The following is a 26159-nucleotide window of genomic DNA, read 5'->3' as shown; positions in this document are numbered from 1 at the left end:
CATGACATTTTTTCAAAATTTCGGCTTAACAGCAGATCTTGCGATCATTTTAGTGATCGATCTGATTATCGCCATTATTCTTTTAACCTTAATGCGCTACCTTCAGGGCTGGACAGCAAAAGTTGATAGCCGCGTCGAACTGGCAGAGAAAGATAACTTTGCCTTCGGTATTAGTACAGCCGGTGCTATTGCTGGTTTGGGGATTGTGCTTACTGGGGCTATCTCTGGTGAAGCAGCAGAGTCCTATCTTGTCGAAGCTATCGGCATGAGTATCTATGGCCTCTTTGGTTTAGCACTGATTAAGCTCGGCCGCTATCTTCACGATAAGATAGCCCTGAACGAGTTCAACAAAGGCGAGCAGATCCTGAAAGGCAATATTTCAGTTGCCATCGTTGATGCCAGTGCGGCAATAGCCACAGCCATTATCATTCGTTCAGTACTTATCTGGGCAGAAGATCTAACAGTCGATACCTTTATCGCTATCTTTAGTGCATTCGCGATTTCGCAGCTTATGCTAGTGCTGCTTACCCGCTTTAGAGAGCATAGGTACGCCAAGCGTAATCAAGATGCCTCTATGCAGGAAGCGTTAGTTAAAGGACATAAGGCCGTAGCAATTCGTCATAGCGGTTACATGTTAGCGATGGCACTGAGCTTCAATGCGGCAAGTCACTTCATCATCTATAACCCTGAAGCCTATATTGCGAATCTCATTGGTTGGCTAGTCTTCTCGATTATCATGTTAGTTGCTCTGTCTGTACTGATAAAAATAGTAAAGAAACTCGTGCTGTCGAATATTAATTTGGCACAAGAGGTTGAGCAGCAACACAATATCGGTATTGCGACTGTAGAGCTTGCTATCAGTGTCGCCGTGGCACTTATTCTTACTAGCCTCATGTACTAACTCAGACTAGCCAATCTAACCCTAAATACGGTTAATCATTTGATTAGCCGTTTTATTTACCTAAATGCAAGAGATTCAAGTGACTGAAACAGCGCTTAATACCAACAAATCTGATAAACAAAGAAAGCTCAGTTGGTTCGATGACACCCTACTGCTTGGCATCATGGCTGTACTTGCCGGGTGTGGCTTAATCTATGAATACCTCTTATCTCATTATGCCGGCCGTATTCTAGGGGCCTTAGAAGCTGCTATTTACACCATGATTGGTCTTATGATCGTCTCCATGGGTATCGGTGCCTTCGCAGCCAGAAAGATTCGCTGTGCCTTCACAGGCTTCGCCGTGTTAGAACTCAGTGTCGCCCTGTGTGGCTCACTCGCAATTTTAATCACCGCCGCCATTATCGGTTTTGGCCAGCAACTTCCCCTTATTATTGCCAGTACACTTGGCCTACCACCTGATCAGCTTCCCGAGGGGGGCTTTATTGGCTTATTGCAGCACTTAAGTGAGTATTTACCTTACTTCTGGGGTGTCATACTCGGCTTAATGATCGGTATGGAGATCCCGCTCATTGCTCGTGTACGGCAATCGCTATGTGATGAACACTTGATGCATAATGCAGGCACCATTTATGGCGCTGACTATGTCGGTGCGGGTATCGGCGCAGCTATCTGGGTAACCTTTATGCTGGCCATCGATATTCAGCTTGCAGCCGCGTTAACAGCAAGCTTCAATTTACTCGCAGGTTTCATCTTTATCTGGCGTTTCTGGGATCGCATCCAGTTTGTAAAAACCTTATTAGTTGGCCACTTTATTGCCTCAGGCATCTTACTGGTGCTTGCTTGGCACGGCCCGAGTTGGGAGCAAAACTTCAACAATTTGCTCTATAAAGATGATGTGATTTATGCCAAATCGACGCGTTTTCAGCAGCTCACCTTTACTGAACGATTACGTGGCAGCGGTATAGAACCCGCATACTCGCTCTATATCAACGGACGTCTGCAATTTTCTAGTCTTGATGAGCATATCTATCATGCGTTTCTGGTTCACCCAACACTGGAAGCCAGCGCCCGTCATGACAATGTGTTGATTATCGGTGGTGGTGATGGTTTAGGGCTTAAACAAGTGCTTAAATGGCAACCTAAGTCTGTCACTCTGATCGATCTAGATAAAGACCTGCTTGAGCTCTTTACCTCCCATGATGCAGACATGCCTAAGCGTTTGAGCCAAACCTTGCTTAAACTCAATGGCGATGCCCTAAACGATCCTAGAGTTAATGTGGTTGTTGATGATGCGTTTAATGGGGTGGATAAATTACTCAGGAAGGGCGAGAAATATGATGCCATCATTGTCGATCTTCCAGACCCAAGTCATCCAGATCTTAACAAACTATACTCAGATCTTTTTTATAAGAAACTAAAGGAACTCTTGAGTGCTGATGGTGCTCTAACCGTACAGTCGACCTCACCCTATCATGCACCTAAAGCATTTATCTCGGTCGGAAAGACCTTAGCTTTAGCCGGATTCGATGTGAGTCAGTATCACCATAACGTACCGAGTTTTGGTGAATGGGGATGGAGCATAGCGACAGCTTCGGGTAAGAATGCCAAACAAAGGCTCACTGACATTCAGCAACTGTCGATAGAAGACGACTGGCTCACGCCAGGCCTAATCAGGGGCTCTTTCGAATTTCCGGGCAACTTCTATCAAGAGATAGATAATATTGAGCCAAACCGAATCGGTTCAATGCAGCTATACCAGTATCACCAACAAGCTTGGTCAGAAAACCAGGGAGTCACACTTTTCTGAGTAAAGACTAAGCCATTAGCAAAATTCAGGACTAATGAATTTTTTGAGAAATAGCACTTGACATATTATGTCCTAGTGCTATCTTTAATCGCAGACATAATATGTCAAAGAGGACAAATATGAATATCCACAATATTGCTAACTACCTCAATGATCTTTGTGACCAGAGTCACACAGGCCTTCAATTCGATTGCTACCCAATCGATGGTGACGTAGAAGTTTTACAAGTCAATGTAGTTGGTCGTGAAGAGATCCCGGTATTCGTATCGGTTACAGAAAACCAGATTCTTTGCATCAGTTACCTTTGGGGTGAAAGTGAAGTTAAGCAGGAACGTCGCACAGAGATGTTCGAAACAATGTTAGAGCTTAACATCCCAATGCCACTGTCTTCTTTCGCAAAAGTTGATGACAAGTATGTGGTATATGGCGCACTTTCAGTGCAATCAGATATGGAAGAGATAGAGCAAGAGCTATCCGTTCTATCCGATAACTGTTTGGAAGTCATCGACGAGATGTCTGACTTCCTCAAATAATGCTAACGCATTTAATTAACTAATTTAAGTCACTGCTTTGAAAGCAGTCACTATCAAAAAGGAGCCACATCATGGGCATACTAAACAAGATTTTAACCGCTTTTCGTGGCGGCGCGACTGAAGTTGGTCAAGGCATAGTAGATGCAAACTCTACTCGTATCTTCGAACAGGAGATCCGTGATGCAGAGAAGCACCTGACTAAGGCTAAGCGTGAACTAACTGATGTTATGGCTAAAGAGATGCAAGCTAGCCGTGAAGTTGACAGATTAAAGCGCTCTATTGCTGAGCACGAAGGTTTCGCTACTCAAGCACTTGAGCAAGAAAACGAAGCCCTTGCATTGGAAGTCGCCGAGAAAATCTCTCAGCTTGACCAAGAGCTTTCAGAGCAGCAGTCAGCTAATGACAACTTTAGCGCACATGCAGCACGCCTAAAAGAGCTTGTACGTAAAACTGAACGTCAGCTAACCGATTACCAGCGTCAACTGAGCATGGTAAAGACGACTGAAAGCGTACAAAAAGCGACTGCCAGTATTACAGACTCCTTTGCAGGTAGTAGCTCTAAGCTGCTTAATGCTAAAGACTCATTAGAGCGTATTAAGGCTCGTCAACAGCAGTTTGATGATAAGCTAGTCGCTTCAGAGCAACTAGCTGAAGAGAATAGCGATAAGTCTCTACATGACAAACTAGCGGCTGCAGGTATTGGTGAGCAGAAGTCGAACGCCAATGCTGTACTTGACCGCCTTAAAGCGCGTAAGTAATCGCCAATCATTATTTGTGAAATTTTAAGTTTCACACAGACGCGAAATACAGCGCTTTTCTTTTCATAAAGAAAGGCGCTTTTTCGTCTTAGCAGCCACAAATACCAACCTGGATAAATAAGTGTTCAAATATTTATGTAGGTTGGTATAACTCAGGAGAGATGATGAGTTTCTTAAAAGGTCTTTTTGGCAAGAAAGAAGAGCCAAAGCGTCAGCTTGACCACCCCTCTAAGCTCCTTAAGGGAGATGTGATCTCTCTCGATGATAGCTTTGCCTTGCCACCTCAATTACGAGGCCAGCAGCTTAGGGTTGAGTCTATCAGTACCTACGAATATCAACGTAAGCAGCAAACAGAGTGGGTACTTAAAGGACATGGTAGCGATACGATTTTCCTTTCTCTTGATGAGGATGACGAAACCTACTTAGCATTTTCAATTAAGCTCAACCGTTCTATCGTGGAGCAGATTTTCGATCTCGATCAGTTCGGGGCTATTTTCGAAGAGGAAGAGCAGGCTCATTTAACGACACAGACACTCAGTAAAGAGTTGGTTAGCGAGTACGCTCAATGGCTTGGCAAAGAGTATCATCAGGTCAACTTTGCTCAGTTTGGGTATTTTCATCGTGAAGATTATCGTGGTAAAAAACCACCTCAAGACGCAGATGGCGCAACAGGTGACGAATTTGAGTCCTACCACTGTTTAGATGAAGAGGAAAAATATGCCATTGATGTCGAAGTCTATGCAGATGGCGATACCGATGTCATGTTAACCTTGTACCGCCCGCTTGCCGATATACGAGATTACTGGCCAGCTAAATAAGCTCTAAAGTTCCTAGAAGCTTAGTTTTAATACCTAGGCTCTAGGAACCTCTGTTTCAAGATTTTATAATTTTTAAGGTAATACCGAATGACTAAGAAAAAGAATCCACTTCCCGAGCAATGGTTACAAAACCAGAAAGCCGCCAAGGCAACTCAAGTAGCATTCGACTTAGATGAACAATTTCAGTATTCCATACGTAAAGCAGCACTCGACTCAGGTTTCAGCCCTTCAGATCAGATACGCACTATTCTTGGCCTTTCGGTAACCAAGCGCCCTAAACGTCCACGCCTAACCGTATCTCTCAGTCCTGAAGATTATCTGTTATTAGCCGAAAAATATGACTTATCTCCTGATTCTCAACTCGAAATAAAAAAACGGGTTCTTGATGATCTCATCCACTTTAGCGATAAAAACTAGTACACTCAGTCATATAAAAACGGAAAGCCTATAAATAAAGTAGGCAGAAGAATGGATTTTATCTCCTATGGCAAATTTAAGTCGCTGGTTTCCAGAGACAGAAACACATCCAACACCCTTTCAGTTAGCCATGATGGTGCTGTCTTTTCTTTCTGTCATTGTCGTGCTTGTACTCACCTTTGCAAAAGTTGAAGAGGAAACCAGGCGACTATTACTGATGATAGACTTCAGTATCTGCATGATATTCCTCAGCTACTTTTTCTTTAATCTATTTAAAGCTGATAACAAGTTACTCTATCTGCAACATAACTGGATTGACTTTGTTGCCAGCATACCCGCCATTGAGCCCCTTAGATTAGCGCGTTTATTCCAGATCTTACGGGTCATTAGACTCATAAGGATGACACACTCACTGATAGCTCCAATGGTTAAACAGCGGCGGCAAGCCACTATGGCGAGCTTATTAGTCGCCATGGTCACTATTTTAACCCTCTCTTCAGTTTTAATGTTAATCGTAGAGAGTGGTGTACCCGATGCCAATATACAAACTGCTGAGAATGCCATCTGGTGGGCATTAGTGACGATATCCACAGTTGGTTATGGTGACTTTTATCCCGTCACAACCGCAGGCCATGTAATAGGCGCAATTGTTATCATATGTGGTGTCAGCTTTTTCGGGGTAATTTCTGGTTATATGGCTTCAATTTTTATCGCGCCCGATGAAACAGAAAAACTTGAAACCCAAAGTGAAGAGATAAAGTGCGAACTAAAACTGGCCTTAGATCGCATGGAAAAGAACCAAAACCAACTTATGCAGGAGATCACCGAACTGCATAAGGAGATTAAAGAGGTTAAGGAAGATAAGAACAGATAGATAAAGGTCCTAGCTTCTAGCGACTAGGACCTAAAAATTTTTATCGCCAATAGGGCTGATTTTTCAGCGCCGAGCACCTCGAGTGCTCCATCGCGAATACTAAGCTTTCCTCTTTATTCAGTAGCCAGTCATTAATATTAAGATCTAATGCCGCAGCTAACTCCTTGAGCATTCTATAAGCGGCTAACGTTCTAATGCCCAAAACAAGATCTTGCCAAGGCGCTCTGAATATATCCCGGCTCTCTTGGGTATAAAGCTCACCATAAGCCACACCAACAAACATACTGTCATCCAGTGCCCGCGCTAATGATTGGTACGCTAAGCTCGTTAACGCTGAATCTGATGGCATCAAGCCCACAATTTTCTGCCAAGAGGCTTCCTGTAGTTTATCGGCAAACACTTTCAGCTCAACCTGAGTCGTAACCTGCACCTCTCCCCCTCTTACGCCAAAAAGAAGTGAGACTAAACTCAGCTGTAAACTGCCATAACAGGTATCATTTAGCGTGTTATTAAACAAAGCGGGGATAGATAATGCTTCTAACTGCTTTTTAGCTTGTTGCTCTAGCAGTTTCTTACTAGGAAGCTTGCCGATAAGCTGACTGTTGTGCTTTAACAATTCAGTTAAACTTAGGCCTGTTTCCACAAAATCTAAGTGAGCTTCTATGCATTCAAACCTAGCAATATGTTGACTACTGAGCAGATCAAACTGCTCAAGCGTACATCTTAGTAAGCGTACACAAGCGCGTAACCGATAACAGAGAAAAGGCAATTGCTCAATGTCATGCTCTGCTGACTCTAATATCATCGCCTCGAGCTGTTGCCAGCGTTCAACACCTGAGCTTAACAACGATATAAGCGCCTGTTTAAGGTCTTGCTGAGAGTCCAATTCGATAAATTGTAAAACTTCCAGACTCAGCGGGCTGGACTGAGCTGCCAATCGATAACCTCGCTGTGCTTTACTGGCTTTGCCTAAGCGCACTGGCACAGACTCAGCAACTAAGCTGCCCAACTTAATTAAGGCTGCGGTTTTACCCGCCATCAATTCAAACTCAAGCTCACAAATTGGTTCAGATTTACATTCATTGTCCGTTTTCACACTCACAGTGCCAATATCAAGAGCAACCTCGATTAAGCTATCATCGACATAAATATGCCAAGTTCTGCGCTCGAAGTTAGTATCAAATAAACAGGTCAGTTGAGATTGCACTGCTGAAATATTCGCCGCTTCAGGCCAAATTTCTGCAGGAAATAAATGTAAATCTGGCTCATCTTGATTAATGTCTACATTGTATTCAGGACGAGAATGAATGCCTCCGATCACACTTCCTGCTGTTTTTATCGTCTGTTCACGTTGGCCATCACAGCCACGCACTCTTAACCCCATGTCCCAATGTCTTAATTGCAGATCTGGGGTTTCAAAGTAGCCATTTGTTAACTTACGACACGGTTTTGGCTCGCTATTAGGCAAGCTATCGAGTAAGTTAATCAATGTTTCTTGTTGTTCTAATTGAAAAAATAACTTTAGTTCTATTTCGGCATTCATTCGCCAATTGCTCACTCTGAAAATTTTTTGTGGATTATTTTTCGACGATAGGGCTTAAACTGTCATCAAAGTTTCATTAATATTTAATCAATATTTCATCTGTTCGATAAAATGTAATATTACTGTCACAAACAAACCGTAGGATTGCGGTTTGCAGTTAAGATATAACTCGTTAGAATAAAAACTGTCTGTTTTAATGTAAATCACAGTTTCAATACGCGGTCGCTTGGGTTAACATGCGCCCGCTTTTTCCAACAGTGGAATAACCTAAATAGGTACACGGCAATGCCAGTAAACTCTATTTTGGGCGTGTTTGCAAAATCGCCAATTAAGCCTCTACAAGAGCATATAGATAAAGTGCACCAATGTGCATCGATACTTGTCCCATTTTTCGACGCTACAGTCGCAGGAGATTGGGATAAAGCAGTTCAACTACGTAAGCAGATCAGTGCTACGGAACGTGAAGCGGACTCTCTAAAACGTGAGATCCGTCTAACACTTCCTGGCGGCCTGTTTATGCCTGTCGAGCGTACGGATCTTCTGGAGCTTCTGACCCAGCAAGATAAGATCGCTAACAAGGCAAAAGATATCTCCGGTCGTATCATCGGCCGTCAACTTCTTGTACCTCAAGAGATACAAGCCCCCTTCAGTGCTTACTTGACCCGCTGTATTGATGCAGTAGCTCAAGCCAAACAAGCAATTAACGAACTCGATGACCTTTTAGAAACAGGGTTTAGAGGCCGTGAAGTCGATCTAGTCGCTAAGATGATCGCCGAACTCGATAAAATCGAGGAAGATACGGATGATCTTCAAATCAAGATCCGCCGTCAGTTGTTCGCTATCGAAAATGATATGAACCCTGTCGATGTGATGTTCCTCTATAAGATAATTGAGTGGGTTGGCGATCTAGCAGATCTTGCTGAACGCGTAGGTTCCCGCTTAGAGCTGATGCTAGCTCGCGTCTAACAACAAAGTTATCAAGGTAACAACATGGTTGATGTATTAGTCACCAACGGCCCTTTGCTAATTGCAATTGCGGCCGCATTTGGTTTTTTAATGGCATGGGGTATTGGCGCAAATGATGTAGCCAATGCAATGGGAACCTCTGTAGGTTCTAACGCTATTACGATTAAACAAGCGATTATCATCGCGATGATTTTCGAATTCGCAGGTGCTTATCTAGCAGGTGGTGAAGTAACAAGTACCATTCGTAAAGGTATTATCGACTCAGCTTATTTCGTTGAGTCACCAGAGTTACTCGTTTACGGCATGATTGCAGCGCTGTTAGCCGCTGGTATCTGGCTTATTGCCGCTTCAGCTTTAGGCTGGCCGGTTTCAACTACTCACTCTATTATCGGTGCTATTGTCGGTTTCGCCGCGGTAGGTGTTGGTACAGAAGCTGTTGAGTGGGGGAAGGTTGCAGGCATCGTTGGCTCTTGGGTTGTAACACCAGCAATATCAGGCTTTATCGCCTTTATGATATTCCAGAGTGTGCAAAAACTTATCTTTAATACAGATAATCCTTTAGAGAATGCTAAGCGCTACGTACCATTTTATATGGCTTTTGCAGGCTTTGTAATGTCTCTAGTGACTATCACTAAAGGCCTTAAGCATATCGGACTTCACTTCTCTACTTTTGAAGCTTATGCATTAGCAGCAGTCGTTGCGGTTATTGTTGGCCTTGCAGGCACAGTTGCTATTCGACGTCTTAAGATGAGTCAGAGTGCGGATCGTCAAACTCAATTTGGTAACGTTGAAAAAGTGTTTGCCATCTTGATGGTTGTCACTGCATGTTGTATGGCATTTGCTCACGGCTCTAACGATGTTGCTAACGCCATTGGTCCACTAGCAGCCGTCGTATCTGTTGTTGAAAGTGGCGGTGAAATTGGTGCTAAAGCACCATTGGTATGGTGGATCCTTCCACTAGGTGCTGTTGGTATCGTTATGGGTCTTGCTATCTTTGGTAAGCGTGTAATGAAAACCATAGGTAAGAACATTACCCACCTGACACCAAGCCGTGGTTTTGCAGCAGAACTCGCTGCAGCTTCAACCGTTGTTATTGCATCAGGTACTGGCCTGCCAATCTCTACGACTCAAACCTTAGTGGGTGCAGTCTTAGGTGTAGGTATGGCACGTGGTATTGCTGCGATTAATATCGGTGTAGTACGTAACATTGTTGTCTCATGGGTTATCACACTACCTGCGGGCGCAGCCCTTTCAATCATGTTCTTCTTCATGATTAAAGGCATCTTCAGCTAAAGCATCAGCTTGAAGTACTGATAAAAAGGGAAGCTGTTGCTTCCCTTTTTGCTTTTAGCATCTCTATAAGAGCAATCCTGCTCACCCTGCTATTTCCATAAAATGAATTCTAATCACCACTCAACTTTTGACATTAATTAACCTTCATCAAGGAATCATTGGAACTCTTGCCTCTAACCCTTGCAAAATATCGAGCAAATCCATAGCATGTGGCTATATTTCGTTGATGAGAATTCAAAGTGTTAAGATTCTTTGCTTTAGTGGGACTGTTATTACTCTCTCCGAGCCTTTTGGCCGCAGGCCAGCCTGGATACATATCTGATAAAGTTTACCTCTACCTTCATGGTGGACCAGGTACTCAATTTCGTATTCTAGGTAGTGTGGAAGCTGGACAAGCGATATCTATCTTAGGTGAGACCAAAGATGACTTCACAAAAATAATCGACCATAAGGGCCGAGAAGGCTGGGTTGAATCTAAAATGGTTTCTCGCCAGAAAAGTTTTCGTGAGCAGCTACCTGAAGTACAGGCTGAACTTGAAAAGACAAAGTCTGAACTAGAGCAGGCATTAAACACGAGTGACAATAGTACTGAGCAGCTCAGTAAACTCAGATCTGCATTAGACCGAGCTCAACGAGATTTAGCTACAGCGAGTAGTGAGCGAGATGAGGCCACTAGCAAGCTTGCGAGCATAGAGAAAAATGAACGTTTCCAGATGTGGCAGGAGGGTGGCATCATTGCCGCAATCGGTCTACTTATTGGTGTTATCTTGGTTTATTTACCTAGACCAAGACGTAAGCAAAAAAATCGCTGGTAAACAACCCGGTTTTTATTAAAAACACCTCAAGAAAGCCAGCAATTAACATGCTGGCTTTTTTGTTTCTAAATTAGCCAAGCCGCATAAACAGTGACCTAGAGCCTCATCTGGCCCGACAAGATCAAACAAACCTCACGTATAGCATCACAATAGTGTCCCTCGTCACATTTTGATGATACTATCCGCGCAAAGATGCCCGATTGTATACAAAACTAAGATGCATCTTACTACTCTTATCTAGTCACGCTTTCAACGTTTCAATTAGATAAGATTTGTTCAAGCAAACTGTCCCTAACCGGCCCAGATGGAAGCGATAACTATGTTCAAAGCAAGTGAAGTTCTAGCAGGTCATTACGACTCAGCTAACCTCGATGAGCTATTTAAAGCCATCACTAATAACTACATTGTCGATGAAGATGAATATCTATCTGAACTGATCAAACTTGTGCCTTCTAGTAACGACGAGATTCAACGTGTTACCAAAAGAGCCCATGATTTGGTCGCTAAAGTTCGCCAATACGATAAGAAAGGTTTAATGGTTGGTATTGATGCTTTTTTGCAGCAATACAGTCTAGAGACGCAGGAAGGTATTATCCTTATGTGTCTTGCCGAAGCGCTACTGCGTATCCCTGATGCAGCAACTGCCGATGCCCTGATCCAAGATAAACTATCTGGAGCAAAATGGGATGAGCATATGAGTCAGAGTGACTCAACGCTGGTCAATGCTTCTACTTGGGGCTTAATGCTTACAGGTAAGATAGTCACACTCGATAAAAGTATCGATGGCAAACCCAGTAGTCTACTAAGCCGTTTGGTTAACCGTATGGGTGAACCTGTGATCCGCCAAGCTATGCTTGCCGCAATGAAGATCATGGGTAAACAGTTTGTTCTTGGCACTTGTATCAAAGATGGCCTGAAAAATAGTGAAGCGAATCGCAAGATTGGCTATACCCACAGCTACGATATGCTTGGTGAAGCCGCGCTGACTAAAGCCGATGCAGATAAGTATTTCAACGAATACTCTTCAGCCATCGCTGCACTTGGTGCACAGAGCTATGACGAGAGCAAAGCGCCTCGCCCAACTATCTCAATCAAGCTTTCGGCCCTTCACCCAAGATATGAAGTCGCTAATCAAGACCGTGTGCTGTCAGAGCTTTACAACACCCTTATCAAGCTTATTCAGCAGGGACGAGAGCTTAATGTTGGTATCTCTATCGATGCCGAAGAGATGGACAGACTCGAGCTACATTTAAAACTATTCCAGAAACTCTATAACTCTGATGCCGCTAAAGGCTGGGGACTGCTAGGTATTGTAGTCCAGAGCTACTCAAAACGTGGCCTTGCCGTACTTTGCTGGTTAACTCGCTTAGCCAAAGATCAAGGCGATGAGATCCCTGTACGCTTGGTTAAAGGCGCCTATTGGGATAGCGAGCTCAAATGGGCACAACAAGCTGGTGAAGGTGGCTATTCTCTGTTTACCCGTAAGGCGGGCACAGATGTCTCATACTTAGCCTCAGCACGTTACCTATTGTCTGATGCGACTCGCGGTGCTATCTACCCACAATTTGCTACCCATAACGCCCAATCTGTGGCTGTGATTATGGATATGGCAGGTGATCGCCAGTATGAATTCCAACGCCTACACGGCATGGGACAAGAGCTTTACGACACGCTTATTGCTGAGTGTCCATCTACACGCATTCGCATCTACGCCCCTATCGGCGAGCATAAAGAGCTACTCCCCTACCTTGTCCGTCGTTTGTTAGAAAATGGCGCCAATACCTCTTTTGTTCATAAGCTGGTCGACCCTAAAGTTGCCATTGAAACTCTCGTGGTTCACCCACTGACGACGTTACAAAAGTACAAGACACTCTCAAATAACAAGATCGTACAACCAGCTGATATTTTCGGCTCGTCGCGTAAAAATTCTAAGGGATTAAACATGAACATCATCTCTGAGTCTGAGCCTTTCTTCGCCGCCCTCGACAAGTTTAAAGATACCAACTGGAATGCAGGTCCTCTAGTTAATGGTGAGGTGCTTAGCGGTGAAACTAACGAAATAGTGAGCCCGTTTGATACCAGTAAAGTCGTTGGTAAACTTGCTTTTGCTAATAACCAAGCGATTGAGCAAGCACTAGCAGGTGCAGATAAAGCCTTCCCAAGCTGGTGTAAGACACCGGTTGAAGAGCGTGCATCAGCACTACAAAAGCTTGCAGATCTGCTTGAAGAAAACCGCGAAGAGCTTATCGTACTTTGTACCCGAGAAGCGGGTAAGAGCATTCAAGATGGTATCGATGAAGTACGTGAAGCCGTCGATTTCTGTCGCTATTACGCCGTTCAGGCCAAGAAGATGATGGCTAAGCCTGAGCTGCTTCCTGGCCCGACTGGAGAGCTAAACGAGCTGTTTATTCAAGGACGTGGCATCTTTGTCTGTATCAGCCCATGGAACTTCCCACTGGCTATCTTTATCGGTCAAGTCGCTGCAGCACTTGCAGCGGGTAATACCGTTGTAGCGAAACCTGCGGAGCAAACTTCAATTGTTGGTTTCCGTGCAGTACAGCTTGCACATGAAGCTGGGATACCTAAAGAGGTGCTGCAGTTCCTCCCCGGTACTGGGGCAACGGTTGGTGCTGCTATCACATCTGATGAGCGTATTGGTGGTGTGTGCTTTACTGGTTCAACCGGTACAGCAAAACTCATTAACCGAACGCTAGCGATGCGCGAAGGTGCAATTATCCCACTCATTGCCGAAACTGGCGGTCAAAATGCCATGGTTGTTGACTCAACATCTCAACCAGAGCAGGTAGTCCATGATGTTGTCGACTCATCATTCACCAGTGCAGGACAACGCTGTTCAGCGCTTCGCGTACTCTTCCTTCAGGAAGATATTGCCGACCGCGTACTTGAAGTGATGAAAGGGGCGATGGATGAGCTAACCATTGGTGATCCAAGTTCAGTGAAAACGGATGTAGGTCCAGTTATTGACGCCACAGCCCAAGCTAACCTAAACGCTCATATCGATCATATTAAACAGGTTGGTACACTACTCAAGCAGTTAGACCTGCCAGCGGGCACTGAAAATGGCCACTTTGTTGCGCCTACAGCTGTTGAGATTGATTCAATAAAGGTGCTTGAGAAGGAGCACTTCGGCCCAATCTTACACATTATCCGCTATAAAGCGGCTGATCTTCATAAGGTGATCGATGAGATCAACTCAACAGGCTTTGGTCTGACCTTAGGTATACACAGTCGTAACGAAGGCCATGCCCTAGAAGTCGCGAGTAAAGTCAATGTCGGTAACGTCTATATCAACCGTAACCAAATCGGCGCGGTAGTTGGTGTTCAGCCATTCGGTGGACAGGGGCTTTCTGGTACTGGACCTAAGGCCGGTGGACCTCACTACTTGACTCGTTTTATTACTGAAAAAACACGCACTAACAATATTACAGCTATTGGCGGTAATGCTACGTTGCTTTCACTCGGTGACAGTGACGAGTAAATCTTTTACTCAGTAAAATGCACCTTTTAAAGCCAGACCTAGTGTCTGGCTTTTTATTGCGCCATATAATAACTCATCGAAATACGCCTAAATCACTAGCGCGCTCGAATGACTAATAAGCTATCACGCTACAAACAAAAGCTGCTCGCTCATAACTGTCTATACTTGAATCATTCCCCCTTTATTATCTTCAGGAGAGTGTCATGAGTGAAAAAGTGCTAAACCTAGATGAAGTCAGCAAAATCCTAGAAAAGTCACCCGCAACTATCAAGCGATATGCCAGAGAAAACCTACTAACAAATATTGGTGAAGATGATGAGCTGATGTTTAACGAGGAGGAGGTTCTGCGCTACTTAGAGTTCTCTAAACGTCTAGGCTAGCCTGTTCAATCAAATTCTCCTATACCCTACTCTCCTGATATTGACGAGTAAGCTTGACTGCGGCTAATCGCCGCGCTTTAAGGCCCTCTTTAGCCAAAATGCACACATGTCAATCAACGTGACTAGTTTCACATCATTTATATCATACTTCTCTTATACTCACGCCCGCATGAATAATACCTAACGGTATGAACAGGGAAGCTTCGCGGACACCAGCGAACCATGCACAACTTTTAACCTAAATTCGCAAGTGGTACCCGATGAGACTTACAATCAAAAACAAGATCCAGCTAGCCGTGTTAGCTGTCATCATCACAATCAGCTCTATACTCGCCTACCTGTCTATCACTCAACTGAACGAAGAGACAGACCAATATATCTCTGAAAGATTTGAAATTATTAGCGCAGGTATCGATGGAAATATTGCAACTTGGCTTAATGGCAAGCAACAAATTCTACTCGCTAACGAACCACTAATAAGCACGTCATCAGATATAGATAGTGAACTCCTATTGAGTCAACATGCAGGCGGGTTTTACAATGTCTATGCAGGCCTGAGAAATGGTGAGATCCTCTCTGGAGATAAAGATATATTCTGGCCAGATGACTACGACCCTAGAGTTAGACCTTGGTTTAAACAAGCTATAAATGAAACATCCTTAGTGATGACTCCCCCCTATGTTGACGTTGCAGGAGGTATCGTCGTCACGTTAGCAAAAGCATTTTCTGGAATAAACTCTGGGGTGCTAGCGGCTGACTTGAGCATAGAGTTTATCACTAAACAGATTACTAACTTAAAAATAGCCAATAATGGTTTTGCCTTTCTGCTTGATGAGAATAATAAGATATTAGCATTCAACAACTCATCACTTATCCAAAAAGATGCTAACAAGCTTTTTAACGATCTCAATCCAAGTACGATTAAAGAGATGGTTTATAGCCAACAAATTGCGATTATGACTCAAGGTCGCAATAACATTGAACACCTTGTCCAGCTTTCAAAGATTTCAGGCACTGATTGGACCTTAGGTATTGTTGAGCAAAAAGATCTCGCCTACTCATCAGTCAATGCACAGATAAAACTCGTTATCATCACTGTTGTAATACTCATGCTGTTGATTTTAGTTATTGCAGGTTTCACCATAAGCCGCATGCTGTCTCCACTAGAGCAACTCACAACTGCCGTTCAATTACTATCTAAGGGAAATGGCGATCTCACCCAAAGATTTCCTGCAAAAAGTGATGATGAAATCGGTCTGCTCGAAAAGCACATGAATCGTTTTTTAGAAACACTGCAACTGATGATTAAAGACATCTCAGGAGATACGTCGAGTTTAAAATCTCAAATTAACAGTTCATCAAGCTTAAGTGAAAAAGCGAGCGCTGCGGTCAGTGCACAGCATCAAGATATTGACCAAATAGCCGCAGCTATTCATGAGATGTCAGCAACGGCCAACGAGGTAGCCAATCATGCTGAGATGACTGCAGCAGCGGCTCAAAACTCGTCAAACTCTTGTAATGACGGCAATGAGATTATCAATAAGAGTAGCCACTCCATCCAGCAACTATCCACCCAACTAAAGGATGCATCAGAAGTCGTGGTTAAGCTTGAAAACAATGCAATGGAGATAAACACTATACTCGCAACCATTCAAGCAATTGCCGAGCAAACAAACCTACTTGCACTCAACGCTGCAATTGAAGCCGCAAGAGCCGGGGAGCAAGGACGAGGCTTCGCCGTTGTTGCTGATGAGGTCAGAGTGCTCAGTCATAGAACGCAAGACTCTACAGAGGAGATCCGCAATATGATCGCCACCCTGCAGCAAAATAGCCAACAGGCAGTGAGCTCTATGCTGTCGAGTACTGAAATAGCCGAGCAAAGCGTCCACTACTCATCGGAAGCGCAAACTAGCTTACAAGCCATCACTTCCTCTATCAGTGAGATCTCAGATATGGCGACTCAAATCGCCAGTGCCGCCGAAGAGCAAAGAGCAGTATCAGAGGATATTAACCGTAATACTCAAGCAATAAGTGATGTTTCTAATGAACTTGCAGGCCAAACTAAAGAGGTCTCTAATAACGCCAAAATCATGCTAGATACCTCAAGCTTACTCAGCAATCGAGTCGAACAGTTTAAAATTTAATCTCCCGGCTTACTGAACCACTTCGATATCGAGGTGGTTCGAGCTACTGCGGAAAACCACTCCCAGCAAACACACATCACCTAGGCTGAGTGAGTCAAAAATAATCTCACCTTGCCATTAGATCTCTACCTACAAGCTGCGTATACTAGCTGCCCTAATTTTGACCGCATGATATTGATAAGCAAGGGTATTGCAACAAATAAATTCACTGACGAATACATGCAAACAACATAAACAACCTTTTAACAACAGTGCACTCGTAAGTGAAACATGATGACCCTAACGATCAAACGAAAAATTCAGTTCGCGATATTATCTATCTGTGCGGCAATCAGTATTGTTCAAGCCACAATATCAATCTCCCAGCTTCAAAGTGAGACCACCAAAACAATTACCGCTAGCATTAAAGAGAGCAGTAAAGCCACCAGCTACTACATCAGCCAATGGTTGAATACTCGCCAACAGATGCTGTTGGCTAATGAAAACTTAATCAAACACAGCGCCGATGTTGAACGAGAGATGCTCGTCACCTTACATGCCGGGGGCTTTATGTCTGTTTATGCAGGGCTTGACTCTGGGGAGGTCATTTACGGCAACAGAGAGGAAGTTTGGCCTGACGATTACGACCCAAGAACGCGTAACTGGTATCAGCAAGCTCAAGGCTCGCAACAGAGCATTATAACCGAGCCCTATGTCGACTTTGATGGCAGTACGGTTGTGACCTTGGCAAAAGCATTTAGTGGCCAGTTACGTGGCGTTATTGCCGCAGACCTTACCGTTGACCATATCGCAGAGCATGTTGAGCAGCTGCAAATTGCCAACCAAGGCTTCGCCTTTCTGCTTGACGAGAACAATAAGGTATTGGCATACCACGACACCTCAAAATTACAGCAAGCAGCAAGTACGATTGACCCTAGCTTTACCGATGGCATGGTGAGACAGTTGCGTCAGGCCCAGACACTAGAAACCCTCTCATGGGGAAGAATCGGTGAAGAAAAGCTAGTGCAGCTCAGCCCTATTGCAGGGACAGGCTGGACCTTGGGCATAGTTGAAGATAAAGCCTTAGCTTATGCCTCTGTTGACGAGCAAGTTCGAAACATGGTGATCTCAATCTTTGCCCTGTTTGCCCTCATCTTCACTTTGGCGACGATTGCCATCAATCGGATGTTCGTACCCCTTTATCGGTTAACCGATGCGGTTGAGTCATTATCTAAAGGTAACGGCGACTTGACCCATAGGTTTGAGGTGAAACAACTGGATGAGATAGGCAAGTTATCTCAACATATGAATGCATTCCTACATACTCTGCAGACAATGATGACAGAGATAACTTCTGATGCCTCTAAGCTCATCGAGCAAGTGAAAACCTCATCATCATTGGCAAACCAGGCCAGTAAAGGTGTGTCTGCACAGCACCAAGATGTGCATCAAATCGCCACCGCTATCCACGAAATGTCAGCCACAGCCAATGAAGTGGCCAATCATGCAGAGATGACAGCAAGTGCCTCACAACAATCGGCCACTTCCTGTGAGCAGGGCCAGAGCATCATAGTTAAGAGCAACACAAGCATCAGCGAGCTGTCACAGCAGCTAGTATCAACCTCTGAAGTGGTCAATCATCTTGAACATAACGCCACTGAGATCAATCAGATTTTATCGACCATCCAATCGATTGCTGAACAAACTAACCTGCTTGCTCTTAACGCTGCCATTGAAGCGGCCCGAGCTGGAGAGCAAGGTCGCGGTTTTGCCGTAGTCGCCGATGAGGTCAGGGTCTTGAGTCGTCGCACGCAAGACTCAACTGAAGAGATCCGTGCAATGATCTTAACCCTGCAAGAAAATAGTCGTCTCGCAGTGAGTAATATGCAGTCAAGTACCGAAATTGCAGAGCAAAGCGTGCAATATTCAGAAGAGGCTCAACAGAGCTTAAGCGTGATCACGCACTCTATCTCAGAGATCTCTGATATGGCGATGCAGATAGCCAGTGCCGCTGAGGAGCAAAGAGCGGTGTCTGAAGATATCAGTAAGAACACCCAAGCGATTAATGACGTGTCAGATGAGCTGGCAGGTCAAACACGGGAAGTCAGCCTGAATGCTGACCAGATGCTAAAAATATCAGAGCACCTGAGCCAACGTGTCGGCCAGTTTAAGATCTAGCCAGAGATATAAATAATAAAAATCCACCTGAAAAGGTGGATTTTTTTATTGCTGTACCAAAGTGCTATCTCGTCTCGGCTAGCTCAATTGATGATTTAAACTGCCATAATATTCATCTTGAGCAAGCAACGTCTTATGACTACCTGATACCCGCAACTTACCCTCCTCCATAAGGTGAATAACATCCATCTGCTCCATAGCAGTCAACCTATGACTTATCATTAAGACACTCTTGTCTTTAGCAAACTCGAACAGCACCTGAAGGATCTCTCTCTCGGTACGCTTATCTAACCCTTCTGTCGGCTCATCGAGTAAAAGTACTGGCGCATCACGAAGCAGAGCCCTAGCAACACCAATCCGTCGCTGCTCACCGCCAGATAACTGCCTCCCCCCCTCACCAATCCAAGTATCAAGTGCCGCCTCTCCCTTCAGGAGTTCATGCAAGCCAACGCGCTGTAACACTGCTATCAGCAATTCATCATTAGCAGCTTTTGCCGCCTTACGCTCCGCCCGAGTAGGCAAACGTTCAACCATTGGCTGCGCTAAGGCTAAATTGTCCCTTAAGGTGCCGCTAAACAGGTAGATACGTTGACTGACCAAGGTGATACCATCAGTTAATGCGGCCAGGGTAAATTGATCAGTCTCGATACCATCAAGTAAGATCCGGCCAGAATTCGCTTGCCACTCTCGAGTAATTAACGACAGTAAACTCGATTTCCCACAACCCGTTTGCCCAAGAAGTGCAACCTTCTGCCCAGGTTGAATCGACAAGCTAACCCCATGAATCACATTAGCTGTGTCTGTTTCAGCTTGCTCAACAGTGGCTTGTTCGTAGGAAAAGCTGACATTTTCAAGCACCAGCTCACCACGGGTCACTCGGCAGTCACTTTGAGTATTAAAGGTGATCCCAGGCTCCTGCTCCACCAAGTCATTGACTCGCTCTGCCGCAGAGACACACGCAGATAAGTGCTGAAAAGCGCCCGCTACCGGCATAAGCATTTCGATACATGCCAAGGTCATAAATACTACCATGGCCAGCATAGGCCCTGGTGGCAAGTGCTCACCGACACCGGAAGCCGCCATGTACAACATCAGTACGACCACTAAACCGTGGCAGAGGATTAATCCACCTTGGCTAAGTGCGGTGACATTGGCCATCGCCCTTTGACTATCAAGTAACTTTGTTTCTGACTCAGCCAAGTTTGCTCTGAAACGGTCTTGCGCACCAAAAAGTGAGATCTCGGCTAAACCATGGACAAACTCCAACACTTGCACCCGGTAAGCTCGCTTGCTTTCAAGTATTTCAATACCGGGGTTTCGCCCAAGAAAATAAAACACCCCAGGTAATAGCAACCAAACTAGCAGTAAACTGCCACACAAGATTAAGGCTAAATCAGCATCAATCCAGGCAACAAAGAAATACAGCACCACCAGCATCAAAAATGAAGCAGCCATAGGTGTGACTAACCGCAAATAGAGGTGATCTAAGGTATCAATATCGGCAACGAGCCTGTTGAGTAAGTCCCCTTGTCTCACCCCCTGCATATTGCTGGCACTGAGTGGCAATAACTTCGCCCAAGCCCAGCAGCGTAGTTGTGTGAGTAGCTTAAAGGTGGCTTCGTGGGTCGCTAAGCGCTCTCCGTACCGACTCGCGGTTCTAACAATTGATAAAAACCTTACCCCGCCAGCGGGGGTAAAATAATTGAACATCATAGCCGTGGCAGCACTTAAGCCCGCTACCGCCGTTGCAGACAGAAACCAGCCTGATAATGACAACAGACCAATACCCGCCATTAACGTAGTAATGCTCAGCACTAAACCAGTCAACATCATTAGCCATTGGTGCTTAAACAACTTAATAAAAGGCAGTAGAACTTTCATGAGTGTGGCTCCTTACCAAAGCTAGAACTGTCAACGCACTCATCTTGTTGCATCTGCCTAAATAGCCCATCAACTTGGCTTAACTCATCAAAGCGGCCCTGCTGAACAATAGCGCCTTTATCTAACACCAAAATACCATCCATTTGATCGAGCTGCTCTAATCTATGCGTCACCATCAAGCATGAAGCTTGCGCCATGGCTTCTTGCAGCGCAGTTAACACCGCCTTTTCGCTATGGCTATCTAAGCTTGCTGTAGGCTCGTCTAATAAAAACAGAGGCGCTTTTTGCCCTAAGGCTCGCGCTAAAGCAATGCGCTGTGCCTGACCAACAGAGATACCAGCCATCTGCTCACCGATAGGATGCTTCAGCCCTAATGCTTGCAGCTTAACGAAATCCAGCACCTTAGCTTTTGCCAGCAGTGCTTCAACCTCAGTGTCATCCATATTGGGGTTTGCCATAGCAACATTGTCACGCACTGTGCCATGAAATAGCTGAGGATCTTGTCCAAGCCAAGCAAGATGTTGACGGTAGTGCGCTCTATCGAGTTCATTAAGCTCAACACCATTAATCTTTAAGGAGCCCTGATAGGGCAGAAAACCGAGTAATGCGTTTAGTAAACTGGTTTTTCCTGAGCCACTCGGCCCAACAAGTGCCATGTGTTGACCCGGTTGTAACTGAAAATTCAACGGGCCCGCTAGCCGAGCACCATCATGACTCATCACGGTAAAATCACTGGCGGTAATTTGGATACCAGTTTGTAGATCAACCTTCTTATCAGCAGCTTGTTTTTCATTCGCTGCAGGTTCAACCTTATAGGTGAGTAGCGCCATCAGCTCTTCGGCCGCACCTATCGCCTGTGCCTTAGCATGGTAGTGTGTGCCCATATCTCGTAAAGGCTGGTAAAACTCAGGTGCCAGCATCAACACAAACAAGCCGATAAATAGGCTTATACCTTGGCCATAATCACCAAAGTTAAGGTGATCCAAATAGCTGAAGCCAAAATAAACCGCCAGCACTGCGATAGATACCGCAGCAAAGAACTCTAAAACTGCCGAGCTTAAAAAGGCCATTCTGAGCACTGACATAGTACGCTCACGAAACTCTTCCGAAGCTGACTCTATCTCTTTTGTCTCGGCATCTCCGCGGTTAAATAACTTTAAGGTATTAAGGCCTTTTAACCTATCCATAAAATGGCCACTGAGTTTAGCCAAGGCACTGAAGTTTTTACGATTAGCATCAGCCGCGCCCATCCCCACCAAGATCATAAACATGGGGATAAGTGGTGCCGTCGCTAATAGAATCACGCCTGCAGCCCAGTTAAGCGGAAAAACCACCACCAGAATCGTTAACGGTATAAAGCCTGCCAAAATGATTTGCGGCAGGTAGCGAGCATAAAAATCATGAAGATCTTCAACTTGCTCCAAAACAATACTTGCCCAGCTTCCCGCAGGCTTGCCCTTGATAAAAGCTGGACCTAATTCAGTGAGTTTGTCGAGTACCGCGGTTCGGATCTGCATCCGCAGTCGTTTACCCGATTCAAAACTTGCCCGCTCTCTCGCGAATGCCAGTAAGGCTCGGACAGGAATTAACCCTAAGAGTAAAATAAATTCGTGAGTAAACTCAGACTTAGGCACTTCGAGTATGATGATGCCATGGAGTATCGTCGACAATAGGTATGCCTGAATAACCAAAGACAACCCGGTTAACAGACCAAACAGCACGGTTAAATTAAGGTAGAAACCACAGGCTTTTTTTTGCTGCCTTAACCAAGTGATCAGTTGCTTCTCTAACGGTTTATCCATGGGGTTCCTGCAAGATAGAACAAGTGATGTTCATTTATAGTGGGGCTTTCTTAAGTATCGCAGTCATTGGTTGCGGAATAAACTAGCAGTGCTGTAAATGTTAAGAGATTCACAAAAATTGAGCTAGATCAAAAAACAGGGGAACTTTGAGGCGATTTCGTTTCACCTCTTTCATAGGTATCAGGCATTAAAAAAGGTCAGTGAGCCTAAACTCAACTGACCTTTTCAATGATTCACAATATGACGTTTGTGACAGCATCACAAAGCGACATACTATAAATTATTTACCTGACGCATTACTTATCAGACGCGTAGTCGTCATTATCTTCGTCAAAAGAACCTGAGTCACCGTCTGCAACATCACGCGCTTCACGCCATGCATCAGCCGCTTGCTCTTTCGCTGCTGCAGCTTCAGTACGCTCTTCACGTTGCTTGGCTTTGCGTTCGTTACGCTCCATCAAGTTATCAAGGTAAGACTTAAGCTCTTTCTCACCCCAAGCCGTAGCTTCAGCTTCAGTAGCAAAACCTGTTTTTCTCTTCGAAACAACGGTTTTTCTTGCTGTCTGACGGCGAGTGATCTCAGCAGCCCAAACATCTTTATCTTGTTTGATGCGAAAATCGAACTTCTTTGTTTGTGTCATATTACTTATTTCCTACAGATATAATCTTACCGCCTGACAATAAGTCACTCGCGATAAGTCAAAAATTTTTCTAGCGATTTTACTCACTCACGTCTTTCGCGGCTCCTAAATCACACTTTTTGCAATTCAGTTTATAACCTAGCATAGACGTTCTGCCTTGTGCCGTTATCACCCAAGGGCGAACGACCCAAGGAGGTCTATGCCTCACGTGCTGATAATGCCCACATTGAAGTATAGCAACCCAATGATTTTCATCATCTTTAAGATAACCAACTATCGACTGTTTCATAAAACCTAAAGACTCATAGCTCAAGCGCCTCGACAGCGATGAGTATTAAGGGCGCGAGATTAACACGTACAGAGTTTAAACAACATCATTAAACTAGCTATCTTTGCAGACAATCAAAGAAGCTTTACTGAAGCTAACGAGTTTTTATCTATTTATGCAACATAAGCAAGCAATAGCAAGTAATAACCTCCAAAGGAAATATCACAATTTAAGCAGCAATAAACTTATCTTTACCTGGGTGAACTTCACCACACTCCTTACAAGTACGGGCATCCATATTGGCATGGAATGCATCATACACTTCGGGTAGGTCTTTCACTATTGAGAGGATCTTAGCTTCGATCTGATACACCATGCTATGACACTTGAGACAATGCCACTGCAATTTATCTAACTCACCTTCCGGTCTTGCTGGCTCTACAACTAACCCTACGCTGTCAGGATCTGGCCTTTGCGGTGAGTGTAAAGTACCAGCTGGTAGCATCAACACTTCCCCCTCTTTAATATGGATCTCACAAGGCTGCCCATTTTCATCGAACGAGTTCAGATAACAATCGCCTTTCATCTGATAGAAAAACTCTTCAACGGGGTTGCAGTGATAATCTAAACGCTCATTAGGCCCTCCGACCATCATCACCATCATATCTGCATCTTTCCAGATCAGTTCATTATTTACTGGCGGACGCTTAAGCATATGTTGGTTATCGTTGATCCATTTGTGTAGGTTGAGTGCTTTTGGTAATGCCATCTTGCTCTCCTTCAAGGCTGCTGGTCTGTTTTTTTGTTATTATCTTTCTGGTTTTAAACCACTATAGGGAGGTTTGGGTAGATAAAGCTGACATAGATCAATTTTCAAACGAACCATTTATCGCCAATAAAACGTGATCTATATCACTTTTAATATACCTTTAATTCCGCAGAGCAATCCAGTGACACTTTTTGCTCGCCTCAATCGAAAAATGAGATTGCATTACAAAGGCTGCAATTCTACAGCTACACTTAACTAAGTGGCTTAATAACTGCGCCCTCACTGCTTAATAATTAGCGCTTTTAGTAGAGATCCTGTAAGCTGCACGACCGCCAGAGCACCTGGCCCCATGAAAGCCGCCGTATTTAGCCGCGCCAAGAGACCAATCTATGAGCTTTACCTCCCTGGGTTTATCTGCACCAATTTTGAAAGCCGTCGCCAATAAAGGCTATGACACACCTTCGCCAATTCAAGCTCAAGCAATTCCAGCGGTGCTCGAAGGTAAAGATGTAATGGCTGCAGCCCAGACAGGTACCGGTAAAACAGCTGGCTTCACCTTGCCGCTTTTAGAGCTATTGACCCGTGGTAATCGAGCTCAAGCAAAGAAAGTTCGAGCTCTTGTTTTAACACCAACACGCGAGCTTGCCGCTCAAGTCGCTGAAAGTGTTGATACCTATGGTAAAAACTTACCTCTTAGATCAGCAGTTGTGTTTGGTGGGGTAGGTATTGGTCCACAAATTAATAAGCTTGGAAAAGGTGTCGATATCTTAGTCGCTACTCCAGGCCGCTTATTAGACCTTTTTAACCAGCGCGCAGTTAACTTCAGTCAACTTGAAGTCCTAGTGCTTGATGAAGCCGACCGTATGCTCGATATGGGCTTTATTCATGATATTAAGAAGATCCTCAAAGTTTTACCGGCTAAACGACAGAACCTGATGTTCTCAGCAACCTTTTCTGACGATATTCGTAAACTAGCAAAAGGTCTAGTCAACAACCCTGTTGAGATCTCGGTGACGCCTCGTAACGCCACAGCAAAAACAGTAGAGCAATACATCTACCCAGTAGATCAGAAGCAAAAAACTGCAGCGCTGATTCATCTAGTTAAACAAAATGACTGGCAGCAAGTGTTAGTGTTTAGTCGCACTAAACATGGCGCGAATCGTATTGCCAAAAACCTAGAAGCTAAAGGCCTCACTGCTGCAGCTATCCATGGTAATAAGAGCCAAGGTGCCCGTACTAAGGCCTTAGCTAACTTTAAAAGTGGTGAAGTTCGCGTATTAGTTGCCACTGATATCGCCGCCCGTGGCATCGATATCGATCAACTGCCCAACGTAGTTAACTTTGATCTACCTAATGTACCTGAGGATTATGTTCATCGTATCGGCCGTACTGGTCGTGCAGGTTCAAATGGTCAGGCAGTATCACTAGTCAGCAACGATGAGAGCAAGTTACTCAGAGATATTGAACGACTCATTAAACAAAATATTCCTCGCAAAGAGGTTGAGGGCTTTGTGCCAACTCAGGCCCTAGCTGAAAACGATCTTAATGAGCGTAAGCATGGTCAAAACCGTGGTCCACGAAATGCTAACAGCAGAGGTAATGGGCGTAATGGTAATCAGCAGGGGCGTGGCAATAACAGTTCGCGCAACGCTGACAAGAGTAACAACGCGAATGCTTCCAACCGCCCTCGTAGAAACAGCGAAGGAAAAGTGGAACATAAAGATGGTCAGCGTAGCGGTGAAGCTGCCCGCGGTCATAAGCCTAATGATAATAACTCAGGTCATAGCCGCCGTCGCTCTGGGGCTCAATCACAAGGCCGAGCAAGCAATAGCGCTAGCTCTGCAGCTTCTAAGCCCACAAGCAACAGCAACATCTGGGGAAGCTAACTAACCG

At 44.7% G+C, this 26159-nt stretch carries 21 protein-coding genes; 15 read left to right on the top strand and 6 right to left on the bottom strand.

The window, feature by feature from the left end; genetic code table 11:
* Nucleotide 1 precedes the first annotated feature (1 nt).
* The 7 genes from BM736_RS06260 (at nt 2) to BM736_RS06230 (ending at nt 6108) form a co-directional block, all read left to right on the top strand.
* A complete protein-coding gene (locus tag BM736_RS06260; protein ID WP_076410039.1) occupies nt 2-901 on the top strand; it encodes a DUF350 domain-containing protein in 900 nt (299 codons plus the stop codon).
* Between the two features lie 64 nt (nt 902-965).
* The gene (locus BM736_RS06255) at nt 966-2708 is read left to right on the top strand and encodes a polyamine aminopropyltransferase (RefSeq protein WP_076410037.1); all 1743 of its coding nucleotides are present in this window, start codon (nt 966-968) and stop codon (nt 2706-2708) included.
* A gap of 119 nt (nt 2709-2827) precedes the next feature.
* On the top strand, nt 2828-3241 hold the full coding sequence (locus tag BM736_RS06250) for a YjfI family protein (protein WP_076410035.1): 414 nt from the start codon (nt 2828-2830) through the stop codon (nt 3239-3241).
* Nucleotides 3242-3312: 71 nt separating this feature from the next.
* Entirely contained in the window at nt 3313-3999 is a 687-nt protein-coding gene (locus BM736_RS06245; protein WP_076410033.1) for a PspA/IM30 family protein, read from the top strand.
* A gap of 164 nt (nt 4000-4163) precedes the next feature.
* The gene (locus tag BM736_RS06240) at nt 4164-4817 is read left to right on the top strand and encodes a hypothetical protein (RefSeq protein ID WP_076410031.1); all 654 of its coding nucleotides are present in this window, start codon (nt 4164-4166) and stop codon (nt 4815-4817) included.
* 87 nt (nt 4818-4904) lie between these two features.
* The gene (locus BM736_RS06235) at nt 4905-5234 is read left to right on the top strand and encodes a hypothetical protein (RefSeq protein WP_076410029.1); all 330 of its coding nucleotides are present in this window, start codon (nt 4905-4907) and stop codon (nt 5232-5234) included.
* Between the two features lie 67 nt (nt 5235-5301).
* The gene (locus tag BM736_RS06230) at nt 5302-6108 is read left to right on the top strand and encodes an ion transporter (RefSeq protein WP_076410027.1); all 807 of its coding nucleotides are present in this window, start codon (nt 5302-5304) and stop codon (nt 6106-6108) included.
* Nucleotides 6109-6148: 40 nt separating this feature from the next.
* On the opposite strand, the gene BM736_RS06225 is transcribed toward BM736_RS06230, so the two are convergent.
* The gene (locus tag BM736_RS06225) at nt 6149-7651 is read right to left on the bottom strand and encodes an inorganic triphosphatase (RefSeq protein WP_076410025.1); all 1503 of its coding nucleotides are present in this window, start codon (nt 7649-7651) and stop codon (nt 6149-6151) included.
* 285 nt (nt 7652-7936) lie between these two features.
* Between BM736_RS06225 and BM736_RS06220 the strand changes: the two genes are divergently transcribed.
* From BM736_RS06220 to BM736_RS06190, 7 genes are all read left to right on the top strand, one after another.
* Entirely contained in the window at nt 7937-8617 is a 681-nt protein-coding gene (locus tag BM736_RS06220) for a TIGR00153 family protein (RefSeq protein ID WP_076410023.1), read from the top strand.
* A gap of 24 nt (nt 8618-8641) precedes the next feature.
* On the top strand, nt 8642-9910 hold the full coding sequence (locus tag BM736_RS06215; protein ID WP_076410021.1) for an inorganic phosphate transporter: 1269 nt from the start codon (nt 8642-8644) through the stop codon (nt 9908-9910).
* 239 nt (nt 9911-10149) lie between these two features.
* On the top strand, nt 10150-10725 hold the full coding sequence (locus BM736_RS06210; RefSeq protein ID WP_076410019.1) for a TIGR04211 family SH3 domain-containing protein: 576 nt from the start codon (nt 10150-10152) through the stop codon (nt 10723-10725).
* Between the two features lie 304 nt (nt 10726-11029).
* Nucleotides 11030-14224: a bifunctional proline dehydrogenase/L-glutamate gamma-semialdehyde dehydrogenase PutA gene (putA, locus tag BM736_RS06205; protein ID WP_179079019.1), complete on the top strand. Its 3195-nt coding sequence runs from the start codon at nt 11030-11032 to the stop codon at nt 14222-14224.
* A gap of 203 nt (nt 14225-14427) precedes the next feature.
* On the top strand, nt 14428-14604 hold the full coding sequence (locus tag BM736_RS06200) for a helix-turn-helix domain-containing protein (protein WP_076410015.1): 177 nt from the start codon (nt 14428-14430) through the stop codon (nt 14602-14604).
* A gap of 260 nt (nt 14605-14864) precedes the next feature.
* Complete coding sequence (locus tag BM736_RS06195) at nt 14865-16748, top strand: methyl-accepting chemotaxis protein (RefSeq protein WP_076410013.1); 1884 nt, start codon at nt 14865-14867, stop codon at nt 16746-16748.
* Between the two features lie 273 nt (nt 16749-17021).
* Nucleotides 17022-18905 (top strand): methyl-accepting chemotaxis protein, encoded by a 1884-nt coding sequence (locus tag BM736_RS06190; protein WP_076410011.1) that lies wholly within the window; start codon nt 17022-17024, stop codon nt 18903-18905.
* A gap of 78 nt (nt 18906-18983) precedes the next feature.
* Here the strand turns inward: BM736_RS06190 and cydC are convergent, their stop codons facing one another.
* From cydC to BM736_RS06165, 5 genes are all read right to left on the bottom strand, one after another.
* On the bottom strand, nt 18984-20786 hold the full coding sequence (cydC, locus tag BM736_RS06185) for a cysteine/glutathione ABC transporter ATP-binding protein/permease CydC (RefSeq protein ID WP_076410009.1): 1803 nt from the start codon (nt 20784-20786) through the stop codon (nt 18984-18986).
* Complete coding sequence (gene cydD, locus BM736_RS06180; protein ID WP_076410007.1) at nt 20783-22588, bottom strand: cysteine/glutathione ABC transporter permease/ATP-binding protein CydD; 1806 nt, start codon at nt 22586-22588, stop codon at nt 20783-20785. The genes cydC and cydD overlap by 4 nt, the downstream gene beginning before the upstream one ends.
* Nucleotides 22589-22884: 296 nt before the next feature.
* Nucleotides 22885-23229: a DUF3622 domain-containing protein gene (locus BM736_RS06175; protein WP_076410005.1), complete on the bottom strand. Its 345-nt coding sequence runs from the start codon at nt 23227-23229 to the stop codon at nt 22885-22887.
* 79 nt (nt 23230-23308) lie between these two features.
* Nucleotides 23309-23518: a DUF3565 domain-containing protein gene (locus BM736_RS06170; RefSeq protein ID WP_076410003.1), complete on the bottom strand. Its 210-nt coding sequence runs from the start codon at nt 23516-23518 to the stop codon at nt 23309-23311.
* A 208-nt stretch (nt 23519-23726) separates the two neighbouring features.
* The gene (locus BM736_RS06165; RefSeq protein WP_076410001.1) at nt 23727-24266 is read right to left on the bottom strand and encodes a 3-hydroxyanthranilate 3,4-dioxygenase; all 540 of its coding nucleotides are present in this window, start codon (nt 24264-24266) and stop codon (nt 23727-23729) included.
* 389 nt (nt 24267-24655) lie between these two features.
* On the opposite strand from BM736_RS06165, the gene BM736_RS06160 reads away from it, so the two are divergent.
* Nucleotides 24656-26152, top strand: coding sequence for a DEAD/DEAH box helicase (locus BM736_RS06160; RefSeq protein WP_076409999.1), 1497 nt, complete (start codon nt 24656-24658; stop codon nt 26150-26152).
* Nucleotides 26153-26159 lie beyond the last annotated feature (7 nt).

It is taken from the genome of Shewanella sp. UCD-KL12, assembly GCF_001957125.1.
Lineage (GTDB): Bacteria > Pseudomonadota > Gammaproteobacteria > Enterobacterales > Shewanellaceae > Shewanella.
This window is presented reverse-complemented; position numbering and strand designations above follow the sequence as displayed.

Coding starts and splice junctions, on each gene's coding strand:
- putA (WP_179079019.1), top strand. CDS start 11,030: ATGGAAGCGATAACTATGTTCAAAGCAAGTGAAGTTCTAGCAGGTCAT.
- BM736_RS06230 (WP_076410027.1), top strand. CDS start 5,302: ATGGCAAATTTAAGTCGCTGGTTTCCAGAGACAGAAACACATCCAACA.
- BM736_RS06175 (WP_076410005.1), bottom strand. CDS start 23,229: ATGACACAAACAAAGAAGTTCGATTTTCGCATCAAACAAGATAAAGAT.
- BM736_RS06250 (WP_076410035.1), top strand. CDS start 2,828: ATGAATATCCACAATATTGCTAACTACCTCAATGATCTTTGTGACCAG.
- BM736_RS06195 (WP_076410013.1), top strand. CDS start 14,865: ATGAGACTTACAATCAAAAACAAGATCCAGCTAGCCGTGTTAGCTGTC.
- BM736_RS06255 (WP_076410037.1), top strand. CDS start 966: ATGCAAGAGATTCAAGTGACTGAAACAGCGCTTAATACCAACAAATCT.
- BM736_RS06220 (WP_076410023.1), top strand. CDS start 7,937: ATGCCAGTAAACTCTATTTTGGGCGTGTTTGCAAAATCGCCAATTAAG.
- BM736_RS06245 (WP_076410033.1), top strand. CDS start 3,313: ATGGGCATACTAAACAAGATTTTAACCGCTTTTCGTGGCGGCGCGACT.
- BM736_RS06160 (WP_076409999.1), top strand. CDS start 24,656: ATGAGCTTTACCTCCCTGGGTTTATCTGCACCAATTTTGAAAGCCGTC.
- BM736_RS06200 (WP_076410015.1), top strand. CDS start 14,428: ATGAGTGAAAAAGTGCTAAACCTAGATGAAGTCAGCAAAATCCTAGAA.
- BM736_RS06215 (WP_076410021.1), top strand. CDS start 8,642: ATGGTTGATGTATTAGTCACCAACGGCCCTTTGCTAATTGCAATTGCG.
- BM736_RS06260 (WP_076410039.1), top strand. CDS start 2: ATGACATTTTTTCAAAATTTCGGCTTAACAGCAGATCTTGCGATCATT.
- BM736_RS06170 (WP_076410003.1), bottom strand. CDS start 23,518: ATGAAACAGTCGATAGTTGGTTATCTTAAAGATGATGAAAATCATTGG.
- cydC (WP_076410009.1), bottom strand. CDS start 20,786: ATGAAAGTTCTACTGCCTTTTATTAAGTTGTTTAAGCACCAATGGCTA.
- BM736_RS06240 (WP_076410031.1), top strand. CDS start 4,164: ATGAGTTTCTTAAAAGGTCTTTTTGGCAAGAAAGAAGAGCCAAAGCGT.
- BM736_RS06235 (WP_076410029.1), top strand. CDS start 4,905: ATGACTAAGAAAAAGAATCCACTTCCCGAGCAATGGTTACAAAACCAG.
- BM736_RS06225 (WP_076410025.1), bottom strand. CDS start 7,651: ATGAATGCCGAAATAGAACTAAAGTTATTTTTTCAATTAGAACAACAA.
- cydD (WP_076410007.1), bottom strand. CDS start 22,588: ATGGATAAACCGTTAGAGAAGCAACTGATCACTTGGTTAAGGCAGCAA.
- BM736_RS06190 (WP_076410011.1), top strand. CDS start 17,022: ATGACCCTAACGATCAAACGAAAAATTCAGTTCGCGATATTATCTATC.
- BM736_RS06165 (WP_076410001.1), bottom strand. CDS start 24,266: ATGGCATTACCAAAAGCACTCAACCTACACAAATGGATCAACGATAAC.